The following is a 13,610-nucleotide window of genomic DNA, read 5'->3' on the forward strand; positions in this document are numbered from 1 at the left end:
AAAACCCGGACCTTTCCGCTACCGTTCAGGCGGCTGGAAAGGCCGGGCCGATAATTCGCATCAAGGAGGCCGCAGCAAAAACGTTCATGATGCCCGGTTCTTTAGGGGTTTTTCGCCATAAAGAAAAGGGGCTTGCGAGGGCGCGGTTCCGGATATTCTACTCACTCTTCTGCGCATCCACCACGGCCCGAAGCGCATCATTGATGCGCTCCTGCCAACCGGGGCCATCATTCTGGAAATGCTCCAGCACGTCGCTGTCGAGCTTGATCGACACCATTTCCTTCACCTTGGGCGGAGAGCGACGTTCAACTGCCGGTGCAGCCTGCTTCCTGGCGGGCTTGAACAGTGCCTCTGCGGCCTCCATCGGATTGACCGGTCTGCGCGGTGTAGAGGCTATGACAGTGCTATCCTTCTCAGAGTTCACGCAACCATCTGTAGCTGCTGCATCGATCAAAATGCAATTTTTATATCCAGGTCTGAAATCGGCTGCACACCGGCAAGGAGCGCGCGAGCCTCTTCTTCATCCCGCTTCATTTGCTCCACCAGAGGATCGAGACCATCGAATTTCAGTTCCGGCCGCAGATAGCCGAAGAAGGAGACGGCACAGGTTTCACCGTACAGACTGCCGGAAAAATCAAACACAAAGGTTTCCAGCAGCGGCGCACCGTTATCCGTTACAGTCGGTCGGCGGCCATAACTTGCGACACCATTGTAGACGGTTCCGTCTGCGCGGCGGAATCGCACAGCATAGATCCCCGGCTTCAATCCTGCCTCGGGCGCAATGCGCATGTTGGCCGTTGGATAGCCAAGCGTGCGGCCCAGTTTTTCGCCATGCACCACCTCGGCTTCCACCGTATAGCGATAGCCGAGAAGACCCGCCGCCTGAACGACATTGCCTGCAATCAACAGGTCTCGAATGCGGCTGGATGAAACCACCTCGGCATTCTCGTCGCGGAAGGCATCCACCAGCGACACATCGAAACCGTAGCGTCTTCCCGCATCCATCAGAAATGCCGGACCGCCCTCGCGGCCACGGCCGAAATGGAAATCGAAGCCGGTGACCACGGAACTGGCCTGCAGCCAATCCTTCAGAACGGACTGCACGAATTCCTCGGCTGAGCGCTTCGAAAACTCCGCATCGAACGGATATTCGATCACTGACCGAAAGCCCATAGCCTCCAGCAGGCGCGCCTTCAGCGGCGCAGGAGTAAGCCGAAAAACCGGCTGGTCCGGTTTGAACAGCGTGCGGGGATGCGGTTCGAAGGTCAGCACCAGCGCGGGCACACCGCGCTGTTCAGCGATCTCCAGCGCGCGTTCGAGCACGCTGCGATGGCCGCGATGAACGCCATCGAAGTTTCCAATCGCCACCACTCCGCCCTTAAGGGCATCCGGTAGCGGTTCCTTCTTCTCGTTGCGGTGAAACACGGTCATCGTTCAGGCACCCATTACGCCAGCCGCGGCATCCACCATTTCGGCGTCGCCCCTTCCCGCTTGAGGTAAGCGTTGAGGATCGCCTCGTCCGTCTGGCCGTTGACCGTATATTCTGCGGCATGAATACCGCCAGAGACATAGAGCAGGTCGAGACCATAGCTCAAGGCGCCCTTCACGTCGGTCGGCATTCCGTCCCCCACGGCAATGACCTTGGCAAGGTCGATTTCGCCTCTTACCTCGCTCGCTGCCGCAAGTGCGGCCTCGTAGATCGGTGAATGCGGTTTGCCAGCGATACGGGTGGAGCCGCCGAGCTGTTCGAAATAGGCGGCAACGGCACCGGCACACGGAATGATGCGATGGCCGCGCTCGACAACCAGATCCGGATTGGCGCAGATGAGGGGCGCGCCCTTCGCGACAAAGCGCGCCAGCATATCATGATAGTCTTCCGGCACTTCCTTCTCGTCATCGAAGAAGCCGGTGCAGACGATTGCCTGCGCATCCGCCTCGCCGGTCACGTTCACATCAAGCCCCTCGAACAGCGGCATGTCGCGCTCAGGGCCGAGGAGAAACACGTTTTTCGGACCCTCGGCGATCAGCTTGCGGGTCACGTCACCGGAGGTCACGATCCGATCATAGGCGCTATCGGGGACGCCCAGCACGCGCAGCTGGTCAATGACACCCGGCGCCGGACGCGGAGAATTGGTAATGAGAACGACAGCAAGACCGGCCTTGCGCGCCTCTTCCAGCGCCGTGCAGGCAGCAGGAAACGCATCCACCCCGTTATGCAGAACGCCCCAGACATCGGAGAGGATCAGCTCATAGCCGGTTGTGATTTCACCGAGGGTCTTGATGCGGTCTGCCATGGTCATCCGGTCTTTTCATGAAAACTACTGGTGCTGACATGGCAAAGCCGGACCGGCTTGGCAAGGAGTTTCAGTCAAGCCGAATGATGCCAGTGTGTTCATGATGCGCGTGCGCCGGATTGGTTTAGCTTGTAAATACCTGCCAGCCTACGCCCGCCAGAGCGCAGAAGGCCAGCACTTTCACCATTCCAGCTTGTATCCGGATCAGCAGAAAGGCGGAAACCAGAAACAGCAACAGAGCCGCACCATCGAGAGACGATAGAACCGGCACAAGAAGGCCCGAGACATCCTTCCCCGGTATCGGTGGCAGCAGAGGGATGCGATGCATTTCCTTGAAAAGCACGTGCAAGCCGAACCAGAGCGCCAGGTTGCAGATGACGCCGACAACTGCTGCAGTGATCGCCGACAGCGCCGCAGACATGCGGGCATTGCCCCGCAGACGTTCAATGTAAGGGGCTCCGGCAAAAATCCAGATGAAGCTCGGCACGAAGGTCGCCCAGGCAGCAAGAAGTGCGCCGAGAATGCCGCCAATCACCGGATCGATTCCGTTCACGGTTCTGAAGCCGACGAGATAGCCGATATGGGACAGGACGAGCACAAGCGGGCCCGGCGTCGTTTCCGCCAGCGCCAGACCATCGACCATTTCACCTGGCTTCAGCCATCCGTAATCCTGGACGACAACCTGCGCCACATAGGGAAGGACCGCATAGGCACCACCGAATGTGACCATGGCCATTTTGGAGAAGAATGCAAACAGGGTGACCAGACTTTCAAACCCGCCCGCGACCCAGAGGAAGAGCAGCGGCAATTGCCAGACTACGACCCAGAACAGGAGCGATAAAAGCTGGGAGGCCAGAGCAGGCCGCCTTATCGCTGCATCGTTCGACGGGGAGACTGGAGCGGCAATCCGGCTCCGCCAGTAACCGAGTAGGCCTGATCCGAGTACCACAAGCGGAAACGGCAGGTCCAGGACAAAGAGAGCCAGGAAGGCGCCGACCGCAAGCGCAATATGAAAGCCTGATTTCAACGTTCGCGCGGAAAGGCGAACCAGTGCCTGCACGACGATCGCGAGAACCGCAGCCTTGAGGCCAAAAAAGAGGCCCGTCAGCCAGTCGGTCTGCTGATACAGCGCATAGGCTGTGGAAAGGCCGATCATGACGGCGAGGCCAGGAAGCACAAACAGAAGTCCAGCCAAGACCCCGCCACGCACACCCTTGACGAGCCAGCCAATATAGGTGGCAAGCTGCTGGGCTTCCGGTCCGGGAAGCAACATGCAGTAGCTCAAGGCGTGCAGAAATCTCTCCTCGGAAAGCCACTGCCTTTCTTCGACCACAGCCTTGTGCATCATCGCGATCTGGCCCGCTGGCCCGCCGAAACTCAACAGGCCGATACGGGCAAAGACGCCCAGAACCTCCGAGAATTCAGGGGTTTTAACCGATTGCGGACGATCGGACGAAGAATCGAGGGTTGCAGGAAGGGATTCAGACACTTTTTTGCAAAGCCTGTTCTTGACTCAGTCAAGAGCCGATCTTATCTCTGCGCCGCTAGCACTCGCACAGAGTGAGTGCTAACAACAATGATACGGGCCTCAAGCCCGTCAATGTCATTTGATCGAGGGATTAGACAATGGCAAGCACCAATTTCCGCCCGCTGCACGACCGCGTTGTCGTTCGTCGCGTCGAATCTGAAGCAAAGACGAAGGGTGGCATCATTATTCCGGACACCGCGAAGGAAAAGCCGCAGGAAGGCGAGATCGTCGCCGTCGGTTCCGGCGCTCGTGACGAGTCCGGCAAGATCGTCGCACTCGACGTCAAGGTTGGTGACCGCGTTCTGTTCGGCAAGTGGTCCGGCACGGAAGTGAAGCTCGACGGCGAAGACCTTCTCATCATGAAGGAAGCCGACATCATGGGTATCATCGGCTGATTTCCAGTCGATTTTCTTCCATCATCACAAGATTGAACGACAGTGAGCTGTAACGCTCAGAGGAGTTTTAAAAAATGGCTGCTAAAGAAGTAAAATTCGGCCGTACCGCGCGCGAAAAGATGCTGCGTGGCGTCGACATTCTCGCTGATGCCGTCAAGGTAACGCTCGGCCCGAAGGGTCGTAACGTTGTTATCGACAAGTCCTTCGGCGCTCCGCGCATCACCAAGGACGGTGTATCGGTTGCCAAGGAAATCGAACTGGAAGACAAGTTCGAGAACATGGGCGCCCAGATGGTCCGCGAAGTTGCTTCGAAGACCAACGACATCGCAGGCGACGGCACCACCACGGCTACGGTTCTTGCCCAGGCTATCGTTCGCGAAGGCCAGAAGGCTGTTGCTGCCGGCATGAACCCGATGGACCTGAAGCGCGGTATCGATCTGGCCGTTGCAGAAGTGGTCAAGGACCTGCAGGCCAAGGCAAAGAAGATCAACACCTCTGAGGAAGTTGCTCAGGTTGGTACGATCTCTGCAAACGGCGACACCCAGGTTGGCCGTGACATTGCTGAAGCAATGCAGAAGGTTGGCAACGAAGGCGTTATCACGGTTGAAGAAGCCAAGACCGCCGAGACCGAACTCGAAGTCGTCGAAGGCATGCAGTTCGACCGCGGCTACCTGTCGCCTTACTTCGTCACAAACCCGGAAAAGATGGTTGCTGACCTGGACGACGCTTTCATTCTCCTGCACGAGAAGAAGCTCTCCAACCTGCAGGCCATGCTGCCGGTTCTCGAAGCCGTCGTACAGACCGGCAAGCCGCTCCTCATCATCGCTGAAGATGTCGAAGGCGAAGCTCTTGCAACGCTCGTCGTCAACAAGCTGCGTGGCGGCCTGAAGATTGCTGCCGTCAAGGCTCCGGGCTTCGGCGATCGCCGCAAGGCCATGCTGGAAGACATCGCGATCCTGACCGGCGGTACAGTGATCTCTGAAGATCTCGGCATCAAGCTCGAGAACGTCACGCTCGACATGCTCGGCCGCGCCAAGAAGGTTTCGATCTCCAAGGAAAACACCACGATCGTCGATGGTAACGGTCAGAAGGCTGACATCGAAGGCCGCGTTGCCCAGATCAAGGCTCAGATCGAAGAAACCACATCCGACTACGACCGCGAAAAGCTGCAGGAGCGTCTCGCAAAGCTCGCTGGCGGCGTTGCCGTTATCCGCGTTGGCGGTGCAACGGAAGTTGAAGTCAAGGAGCGCAAGGATCGCATCGACGACGCTCTGAACGCAACGCGCGCTGCTGTTCAGGAAGGCATCGTACCGGGCGGTGGTACTGCTCTGCTGCGTTCTTCCACGAAGATCTCCGTCAAGGGCGCAAACGACGACCAGGAAGCTGGCATCAACATCGTTCGCCGCGCACTGCAGGCTCTGGTTCGCCAGATCGCAGAAAACGCCGGTGACGAAGCTTCGATCGTTGTTGGCAAGATCCTCGACAAGAACGACGATAACTTCGGCTACAACGCTCAGACCTCCGAGTACGGTGACATGATCGCCATGGGTATCGTTGACCCGGTCAAGGTTGTTCGCACGGCTCTGCAGAACGCAGCTTCGGTTGCTTCGCTGCTGATCACGACGGAAGCCATGATCGCCGAACTGCCGAAGAAGGATGCTCCTGCAATGCCGGCTGGCGGCATGGGCGGCATGGGTGGCATGGACTTCTAAGTCCAAGCCCTACGGCATCTGGAATAGGAAGGGCGGCTCGCAAGGCCGCCCTTTTTTATTGGCCTTGTGAAATGCGGTATCAATAATATCCACGACCGTTGTGGCTCTTGCGGTAGATGTTGCGCGACGCACGATCCTGCATGCGCTCGATCTTGCGGCGTTCCTGGCGAGTAACATAGCCATCCCGTCCGGCGAGAGCCTGGGCGCGATCGATCTTGCGCTGCTGCTGGATGAGGCGTTGCGCCTCCCGCGGCGTCAACTCACCCTGGCGAAGTGCACGGTGAATGCGCTGTTCCTGACGATATTCGCGCGCTTCGGAACGATAGGTCTGTGCGAAGACCGGGACCGAAGAGGCCATGACGAGGGCTAGAGCACTGATGATGATTTTGTTCATTGGTGTTTCCTTCGGACGCTTGTGTCTGGGGCTCAAGGTGCCCGGCGCCACCTGAATATGATATGAAGTCAGTATTCAGATTTGCAGACCAAACGCGGCAAGCACTATCACGTTCCGATCACGGAATTGTTGTTCACCAAAATCGAACAATTCGTTGCCTGTTGTTCATCTTCCTTCATGCGGCAATGTGGCGCATAAGATTGGTCATCGACATTCAATGCCTTGAACGGCTTTCTGGAGATTACCCAATGTCCTCGACGAACAACGCGCTGATCCTTGTCGCGCGCATCTTTCTCTCTGCAATGTTCATCATGGCAGGCTTCGGCAAACTGGTTGACCCGGCTGGTACGGCCGGCATGATTGCGAACGCTGGCTTTCCGCAGACTCTGGCTCCGGCGCTCGCCTACCTCGCAGGGGCTTTCGAACTGGTTGCAGGCCTTGCCGTGCTCGTCGGCTTCCAGGTCAAAATCGTCGGCTGGGCTTTGGCCGCCTTCTGCCTTTTCACTGCCTTCGTTTTCCACGGCAGCCCTATCAATGTGCCCGCCTTCCCTGAGGGCGCAAACAAGCTCCTCAGCACGTTCAACCAGATTATGATGATGAAGAACATCACGCTGGCTGGCGCCTATCTTCTGCTGGCAACCGTCGGTGCAGGCGCTTACTCGCTCGATGCACGTCGCGGCGCAAAGCCAGCGCTGGCCTGATCTTTCGCCTGACCTCCAAGGCACATAAAAACCCGCCGGATCGACAAGGATCCGGCGGGTTTTTCCATGCTTTGAAGAATGGTTTCAGAGAACGCTTCGTACGGCCTCGATGATGCGGCCAACGGTCGGATTGCCCTCATGCTCCGGCTTTCTTGCCCGGACAAGGCAAGCCTCGGATCTCAGGATCACGCCATCGGAAAGCACCTTCAGATGATTGGCTTTCAGCGTCGATCCGGTCGTGGTAATATCAACGATGATATCCGCCTGCCCTGCTGCCGGTGCGCCTTCTGTCGCGCCCAGACTTTCCACGATGCGGTAAAGCTGAATGCCGTGGCTTCCGGAAAAATGCTGCTGGGTGAGCCGCCAGTATTTGGTCGCAATCGCCAGACGCCGGCCATGACGGGCGCGAAACTCCGCCGCGACATCGCCGAGATCGGCCATGGTTTCGACATCGAGCCAGATATCCGGTACGGCAACGATGACATCGGCATTGCCGAAGCCAAGCCGCGCGGCAATTTCCACCCGCTTGTCCGCTTCCGCCAGACCTTCGCGGATCAGATCCTCGCCGGTCACGCCGAAATCCACAGTCCCGTTGCCGATCTCGCGGGAGATCTCGGATGCCGAGAGGAAGGCGATTTCCACATCGTCCCAGCCTTCGACACGGCCGCGATAGGAGCGGTCATTGCCGACGCTGGTGATTTTCATGCCTGCTCGTTCGAAAATGGCCGAAGCGTCATCTTTCATGCGCCCCTTGGAGGGCAGCCCGATGGTTATCGTCATCGTAAGGCCTCCAAAGACTTTTCAATCCGATCCAGCCACATGGAAAAGCCGACAGCCGGGATATGGTCCTTTGCGCCAAGCAGCGTCAGCATGCGGTCATAGCGACCGCCGCCTACTAGCACATCGTGCCCGCCGCGCACGGTAATCTCGAAAACGAGGCCAGTATAGTAATCCAGCGGACGGCCGAAGGCGGCTCGCCAGGTGATATCGGCCAGTGAAGCGCCAGCCTTGCCAAGTGCCGCCACGCGGGCATCGAAGCCTTCTATCGCCTTTGCCAGCGGCAGGTTGGCAGACTTTGCAAAATCAGCCAGCACTCCCGGCGCATAGCGCAGCGAAACATTGATGGAGAGGAACTCCTTCAAGGCGTCGAGCTTGGTCGCGTCCAGCGAAACGCCCGCCAGGTGTCGCTTCTCCTTGAGACGGCGTACGATTTCTTCCGGCGAACGGCTGGCATTCGTCAGGTAGCCGGTCCGGTCCATCTCGTTGGTCAGATGCGCCACCAGTCCTGCTTCGTCCCCGGCCTCCAGCAGAAGCTCGACCTCCGGTGACAGACCCGCCACGGGTTGCGCCTTGGCCAGGCGCGCAATCATTGCCTCTAGCAGATCCGTCTGGCCAAAGGCGCGAACCAGCCGACGCTGCCAGCCTGCGGGGAGACCAAGAGCCGCGACCACCGCTTCGAACACGGCCTGATCACCGATGGTCACGGCAAAGGCTTTGCCGGGCAGAACGTTTTGCAGGCAACCCAGCGCATCGGCAACGATGCGGGCATCGGCGCTGGCTGCATCCTTTTCGCCGAGATCCTCGATTCCAGCCTGATAGAACTCGTTCGCGCCCTCGCGGCGCTGGCGAAACACCTGCCCCAGATAAGAATAGCGCTTTGGCGTGCCCGTCGCCGTTTCGATGTGGCGCAGGCAGACGGGAATGGTGAATTCCGGCCGCAGGCAAAGGCTTTCCCCCCGCTCGTTCTCGGTCAGGAAAATCCGCCGCCGCAGATCCTCGCCCGCCATATCGAGAAAGGGTTCGGCAGCTAAAATCACGGGCGTATCCACCCGCATGGCGTTGCGCGTGGCAAAATCGTCCAGAATGATCCCGGCAAAATCCGGCATGTCGGTCAGTGGCATGTCAGCCTGCCTTCGCCCGGCGACGATCCTCGGCCTGCTGCTCAAGGATCTCCTTGACCTTCGCCACCAGTTCCGCTTCCGGCACCACGACCTGTGCGACGCGGGCCTCGCGCCATTCGGTGTTATCGGTAATCTCACCGGAAAGACGCTTGCCCTCGATCAGGTCCTTGATCTGTACGACTCCCTCAGCTCGCTCATCGCCGCCCTGGATGATGGCGATGGGGGAACCGCGACGGTCAGCATATTTCAGCTGATTGCCGAACTTCTTCCAGTTGCCCTGGTACATTTCGGCGCGGATGCCTTCGTTACGAAGCGCCTGCGTGAAGCGCTGATAACGGCCCATGGCCTCGACATCGCCATCCATCACAGTCACCAGAACCGGAGCCAGAACCTCATCCTGCCCCAGCTTGCCGAGGTTCTTCAGCGCCGTCATCAGGCGCGAAACGCCGATGGAGAAGCCCGTGGCCGGAACCGGCTGGCCCATGAAGCGGGAAACCAGACCATCATAGCGACCGCCGCCACCAACCGAGCCGAACTGAACCGGAACGCCCTTTTCGTTTGGAATCGATGCAGTGAGTTCTGCCTCGAAAACAGGGCCTGTGTAGTATTCCAACCCGCGAACACAGGTCGTATCGATTAAGATTCGGCCTTCGTATCCCGCCGATTTCACTAGCTTCCAGATATCTGAAAGTTCGTTGGTTGCAGCAACGACTGCCTTGTCATTAGCAAATCGAACCTCAAGATTTGCTAATGAATTTTCGCTGTCACGACCCTCTTCAAAAAAGGTAGCACGTAATGTCTCTATCTGAGCAGGACTAAGTTCGACACCTTTGGTAAAGTCACCTTCACCTTCTACACCGCCATCCCAACGGCCCTTACCTAACAGGGCCGATACACCAGCCCAACCAAACTTATCAAATTTATCAATCGCGCGCAGAACATTGAGGCGCCTCGCCGCATTCTCGTCGCCGCCAAGGCCGATGGCTTCCATCACGCCATCCAGAACCTTACGGTTGTTGACCCGGATCACGTAATCACCGCGCTTGATGCCGAGAGCTTCCAGCGTATCGGCCATCATCATGCACATTTCGGCATCGGCGTTGACGCCCGGAGCGCCCACCGTATCGGCATCGAACTGCATGAACTGGCGGAAGCGGCCCGGACCCGGCTTCTCGTTGCGGAACACATAGCCCGCGCGATAGGTGCGGTAAGGCAGCTGGATCTCGTTGAAATTCTCCGCCACGTGGCGGGCCAGCGGTGCCGTCAAATCATAACGCGCAGACATCCACTGCTCGTCATCGTCCTGAAGCGAGAACACGCCTTCATTCGGACGGTCGCTATCGGGCAGGAACTTGCCCAGCGCATCGGTATATTCGAACAGCGGCGTCTCGATCGGGTCGAAACCGTAACGCTCGTAGACTTCGCGGATCTTGGCGACCATCTCGTTGGTGGCATGGATGTCAGTGGCAGTGCGATCGACAAAGCCGCGCGGCAGGCGGGCTTTCAGTTTCTGGGGCTTCTTCTGCTTGTCGCTCATGGTGATCTTCCTTGCCACCGGCACCCTTGAAAATGGCCGGAATTTTGAGCGGTTTCTTAGAGGATGAAGGCTAAAGCGGCAAGGCCGAAGGGGTGGCGGCGTGGGCTTCGCCGTGCATATAATTGCGTCCTGTCTTACGCCAACGCGAAAGTTTCGATTGCATCCATGATCCCAGAAGCCCTGCAATATGCGACAAGCCTTGGCCTGACACCCGCCGACTTTCGTCGCCATGTATCGTCCTCCGTGCGGCTGTGGGCGCGGGCAAGACGCTGCAAGCGCGATTGGGCAACGCATGAGGCGAACACGAAATCGCATATTCTTCATGCCGTTTCCGATCTGAAGCAGAGGCGTACCGCTGTGGTTCTGGGCTCCGGCCTCTTGCGCGATGTGCCGATGGACGGGCTTGTCCAAGCCTTCGATACGGTGGTGCTGGTGGATCTCGTGCATCTCGCCAGCGTTCGGGCATGGGTCGCGCTGCGCGGCAAAGGCAAGGTCAGGCTGATTACGCGGGATGTGTCGGGTCTGGAGGAAGCCCTCAAAGGCGCCGTGGTGGAGCCATTGTCATTCCTGCGGCAGGTGCCCTATCTGGATTTCGTGGCATCCACCAATCTCCTCTCCCAGATCGGAGTCGGCGCACGTCGCAAACTGGAGAAGAGGCCGGGTCAGGCAGACCTGATCGTACCTCAGCTCATCCATGCCCATTTGACGGGCCTCTCCGGCCTGCCCTGCAAGGCCTGTCTGGTGACGGATATCGCCTATCAGGTGACCGACCTGCAGGGAAAGGTGCTGGAGAGTGGTGATCTTCTGGCGGGGATCGAGCCCCCGCCCAGCGCCCGTCACTGGAACTGGCCGGTGGTGCCCTTAGGCGAAGACAGTCGGGACTATGAGGCGGTGCATCGGGTGATCGCCGTTTGAAGATTGCCGATGCGATTGGCAGAGAATGTGACGGCGAAGTATTCTGCTTGGCGGTTTACATGAAAGGTATCATGCAAAAATTTCGAAACTTCTTATATACTTAAGATTGAATATTTCCTGCCCAAGATAACTAATTATTATTAGCAATTGCAATTATCAACTTAACGTCGCAATATCGCACTTGCGTTCGCTCTTTGGACGCAGCTTTGGGGATTTTTGCATGACGACAGTATTGTTGACAGGCGCGGTTGCCGCGCTAGGGCTTTTTTGCGCGCTTTCGCATACCGCAAGCGCGCAGGAAATTGTCTACACAGATCAAGGAAGCAACTGGAACGCAACGACGCGGACGCTCTACTATACGCAAGATCAGGGCTCACGCTTGATTGCGCTGTCATGGATGCGCGCTCTGAAACAGCCGGATGGAAAGAGCTTCCTGGCGGACGGCTTGCAACGTTATGGCTATCTGCCGATGGACGGACCATCGCAGGGCCTGCCGATCGGTTTTCCGGTCACGGGTGCCGCTCCCCAACAAATGGTGGGCATGACCTGTTCCGCCTGCCATACCCGGGAAATCTCGGTGTCTGGTACGCGCTACCGCATTGATGGCGGTCCGGCACTCGTGGATTTCCATGGGCTTCTGGTTGATCTGAACACGGCGGCGCAAGCCGTTGCGACGAATGCCACCGCGTTCGACAGTTTTGCCAAGGAAGTACTTGGCACGCAGTATCAAGATCCCAACAGTCTATCCTGGCTGAAAACCGAATTCACGCTCTGGGCGCAGCGTTTCGATGCCATCGTCAAGAATGGCGTTCCGCACGAAAACTGGGGCGTGGGGCGTCTCGATGCGGTTGGCATGATTTTCAACCGGTTGACTGGTCTCGATATCGGCCCGCCGCCATCCAACCTTCTGGTTGCCAATATCCAGCCTGCCGATGCGCCGGTACGCTATCCATTCCTTTGGAACGCGGCCATTCAGGACAAAACGCAATGGCCCGGATTTGCGGAAAATGGCAGCGACATCCTCGGTCTCGCGCGGAATGTGGGCGAGGTTTACGGCGTCTTCGGCGAATTTGCACCGAAGAAAGAAGAGTGGTCTCTGCTGGGATATGACTATCTGGCGGGCAACTCCGTCAATTTCAGTGGCCTGTCCACTCTGGAAGGGCTCATCAAGAAAATGGGGCCGCCGAAATTCCCGTTTCCAGTCAACAAGAAGCTGGCTGAAAAGGGCAAGGTCGTCTTCAATCAACCTGGCAATAATGGTTGTGTCGACTGCCATGGCATAAAGCCCGGCCAGCAGAGATTGCTCAACTCGACCTGGGCCACGCCTATTCTGGATGTTGGAACCGATAGCCGTCAATATGACATCCTGAACTGGACGGCATCGACAGGAGTTATGGAGGGTGCGCGCATACCCTTTGCGCGTGACACGCTGGGCAAGACCGCCTCATCGCTCGATATTCTGACGGTGAGTGTAGCCAACAGCATTCTGCAATATTACGGCAGCAAGCTGTTCGATCTGCGGGAAGACGCCCAGACACTGCTAGCCACAGCACCGTCCGTGCTGAGGGACATCGCTGATCTGCCGGAGGCGCGTCTGCCCGGAACGCTTCAGGAATTGAAGCTGGCCTTCCCAAGTTCACGCGGTGAAAACCAGAAGGTCATGACCGCGACTGCGACCGATGGCTCGACCAACTTCAAGTATGAATCTCGCGTCATTCAGGGCATATGGGCAACAGCGCCTTACCTCCACAATGGCTCTGTGCCAACGCTGGAGGATCTTTTGAAGCCTGCGGCGCAACGTCCAACGCAATTTGCCGTGGGCCGGGATTACGATATCAAGAAAGTTGGTCTTGCTGCCACACAAACAGGCCTGACCTCGACCACGGTGACGACAGGCTGCGACCAGCGCAATTCCGGCAACAGCCGTTGCGGCCATGAGTTCGGCACCACTCTGTCGGATTCGGACAAGAAGGCTCTGCTGGAATATCTAAAGACGCTTTAACTATACCTTCTAAAACGAGGCGCACCTTATTGGATTCAATAGAACCGCGCTTTCGATCTTTTCTTGCTGCATATCCGTTATCGTTCAATCGAGAACGATTGAACGCGACATTCTGTAGTCTATGGTCCACGCAAAAATCGTTGGGGACTTTTGCGTGGCCACAGCTTCAAGGCTTGCCAGGAAAAGGCGGAATTACGAGGCGATTTGCCGGGTCGTCGCCGATTGACAGAC

General features: G+C 57.9%; 13 protein-coding genes. 5 read left to right on the top strand and 8 right to left on the bottom strand.

Features of this window, described 5'->3' with window-relative positions; translation table 11 throughout:
* Positions 1-157: 157 nt before the first annotated feature.
* The 4 genes from E8M78_RS13945 to chrA all read right to left on the bottom strand — a co-directional run bounded on the left by E8M78_RS13945 (position 158) and on the right by chrA (position 3,783).
* Positions 158-397: a BrnA antitoxin family protein gene (locus E8M78_RS13945; RefSeq protein WP_137135930.1), complete on the bottom strand. Its 240-nt coding sequence runs from the start codon at positions 395-397 to the stop codon at positions 158-160.
* Between the two features lie 53 nt (positions 398-450).
* On the bottom strand, positions 451-1,431 hold the full coding sequence (locus E8M78_RS13950; RefSeq protein ID WP_137135596.1) for a bifunctional riboflavin kinase/FAD synthetase: 981 nt from the start codon (positions 1,429-1,431) through the stop codon (positions 451-453).
* A gap of 14 nt (positions 1,432-1,445) precedes the next feature.
* The gene (locus tag E8M78_RS13955) at positions 1,446-2,294 is read right to left on the bottom strand and encodes a TIGR01459 family HAD-type hydrolase (protein WP_137135931.1); all 849 of its coding nucleotides are present in this window, start codon (positions 2,292-2,294) and stop codon (positions 1,446-1,448) included.
* A 124-nt stretch (positions 2,295-2,418) separates the two neighbouring features.
* A complete protein-coding gene (gene chrA / locus E8M78_RS13960) occupies positions 2,419-3,783 on the bottom strand; it encodes a chromate efflux transporter (RefSeq protein WP_137135597.1) in 1,365 nt (454 codons plus the stop codon).
* A 137-nt stretch (positions 3,784-3,920) separates the two neighbouring features.
* Between chrA and groES the strand changes: the two genes are divergently transcribed.
* Positions 3,921-4,217, top strand: a complete 297-nt coding sequence (groES, locus tag E8M78_RS13965; RefSeq protein ID WP_062553120.1) for a co-chaperone GroES — start codon at positions 3,921-3,923, stop codon at positions 4,215-4,217.
* Positions 4,218-4,291: 74 nt separating this feature from the next.
* A complete protein-coding gene (groL, locus tag E8M78_RS13970; protein ID WP_062553121.1) occupies positions 4,292-5,929 on the top strand; it encodes a chaperonin GroEL in 1,638 nt (545 codons plus the stop codon).
* 79 nt (positions 5,930-6,008) lie between these two features.
* On the opposite strand, the gene E8M78_RS13975 is transcribed toward groL, so the two are convergent.
* Positions 6,009-6,323, bottom strand: coding sequence for a hypothetical protein (locus E8M78_RS13975; protein WP_137135598.1), 315 nt, complete (start codon positions 6,321-6,323; stop codon positions 6,009-6,011).
* 248 nt (positions 6,324-6,571) lie between these two features.
* Between E8M78_RS13975 and E8M78_RS13980 the strand changes: the two genes are divergently transcribed.
* Entirely contained in the window at positions 6,572-7,024 is a 453-nt protein-coding gene (locus E8M78_RS13980) for a DoxX family protein (RefSeq protein ID WP_137135599.1), read from the top strand.
* 84 nt (positions 7,025-7,108) lie between these two features.
* Here E8M78_RS13980 and hisG read toward each other — a convergent pair whose 3' ends face one another.
* Genes hisG through hisS form a run of 3 tightly spaced genes read right to left on the bottom strand, consistent with a single transcriptional unit; the run spans position 7,109 to position 10,462 of the window.
* Positions 7,109-7,804 carry an ATP phosphoribosyltransferase gene (gene hisG / locus E8M78_RS13985; RefSeq protein WP_137135600.1) on the bottom strand — a complete coding sequence of 232 codons (696 nt, stop codon included), beginning with the start codon at positions 7,802-7,804 and terminating at the stop codon, positions 7,109-7,111.
* The gene (locus E8M78_RS13990) at positions 7,801-8,925 is read right to left on the bottom strand and encodes an ATP phosphoribosyltransferase regulatory subunit (protein WP_137135601.1); all 1,125 of its coding nucleotides are present in this window, start codon (positions 8,923-8,925) and stop codon (positions 7,801-7,803) included. Before E8M78_RS13990 ends, hisG begins: the two co-directional genes overlap by 4 nt.
* A gap of 1 nt (position 8,926) precedes the next feature.
* Positions 8,927-10,462 carry a histidine--tRNA ligase gene (gene hisS / locus E8M78_RS13995; protein ID WP_137135602.1) on the bottom strand — a complete coding sequence of 512 codons (1,536 nt, stop codon included), beginning with the start codon at positions 10,460-10,462 and terminating at the stop codon, positions 8,927-8,929.
* Between the two features lie 165 nt (positions 10,463-10,627).
* Between hisS and E8M78_RS14000 the strand changes: the two genes are divergently transcribed.
* A complete protein-coding gene (locus E8M78_RS14000; RefSeq protein ID WP_137135603.1) occupies positions 10,628-11,377 on the top strand; it encodes a hypothetical protein in 750 nt (249 codons plus the stop codon).
* Between the two features lie 220 nt (positions 11,378-11,597).
* Positions 11,598-13,379, top strand: coding sequence for a di-heme-cytochrome C peroxidase (locus tag E8M78_RS14005; protein WP_137135604.1), 1,782 nt, complete (start codon positions 11,598-11,600; stop codon positions 13,377-13,379).
* Positions 13,380-13,610 lie beyond the last annotated feature (231 nt).

It is taken from the genome of Rhizobium sp. FKY42 (assembly GCF_005222835.1).
In the GTDB taxonomy this organism is placed as follows: domain Bacteria; phylum Pseudomonadota; class Alphaproteobacteria; order Rhizobiales; family Rhizobiaceae; genus Neorhizobium.

Bases quoted from the DNA above. Each gene is read 5' to 3' on its own strand.
- groL (WP_062553121.1), top strand. From the start codon at position 4,292: ATGGCTGCTAAAGAAGTAAAATTCGGCCGTACCGCGCGCGAAAAGATG.
- hisG (WP_137135600.1), bottom strand. From the start codon at position 7,804: ATGACGATAACCATCGGGCTGCCCTCCAAGGGGCGCATGAAAGATGAC.
- E8M78_RS13955 (WP_137135931.1), bottom strand. From the start codon at position 2,294: ATGGCAGACCGCATCAAGACCCTCGGTGAAATCACAACCGGCTATGAG.
- E8M78_RS13990 (WP_137135601.1), bottom strand. From the start codon at position 8,925: ATGCCACTGACCGACATGCCGGATTTTGCCGGGATCATTCTGGACGAT.
- E8M78_RS14005 (WP_137135604.1), top strand. From the start codon at position 11,598: ATGACGACAGTATTGTTGACAGGCGCGGTTGCCGCGCTAGGGCTTTTT.
- E8M78_RS13975 (WP_137135598.1), bottom strand. From the start codon at position 6,323: ATGAACAAAATCATCATCAGTGCTCTAGCCCTCGTCATGGCCTCTTCG.
- E8M78_RS14000 (WP_137135603.1), top strand. From the start codon at position 10,628: ATGATCCCAGAAGCCCTGCAATATGCGACAAGCCTTGGCCTGACACCC.
- E8M78_RS13980 (WP_137135599.1), top strand. From the start codon at position 6,572: ATGTCCTCGACGAACAACGCGCTGATCCTTGTCGCGCGCATCTTTCTC.
- hisS (WP_137135602.1), bottom strand. From the start codon at position 10,462: ATGAGCGACAAGCAGAAGAAGCCCCAGAAACTGAAAGCCCGCCTGCCG.
- E8M78_RS13950 (WP_137135596.1), bottom strand. From the start codon at position 1,431: ATGACCGTGTTTCACCGCAACGAGAAGAAGGAACCGCTACCGGATGCC.
- groES (WP_062553120.1), top strand. From the start codon at position 3,921: ATGGCAAGCACCAATTTCCGCCCGCTGCACGACCGCGTTGTCGTTCGT.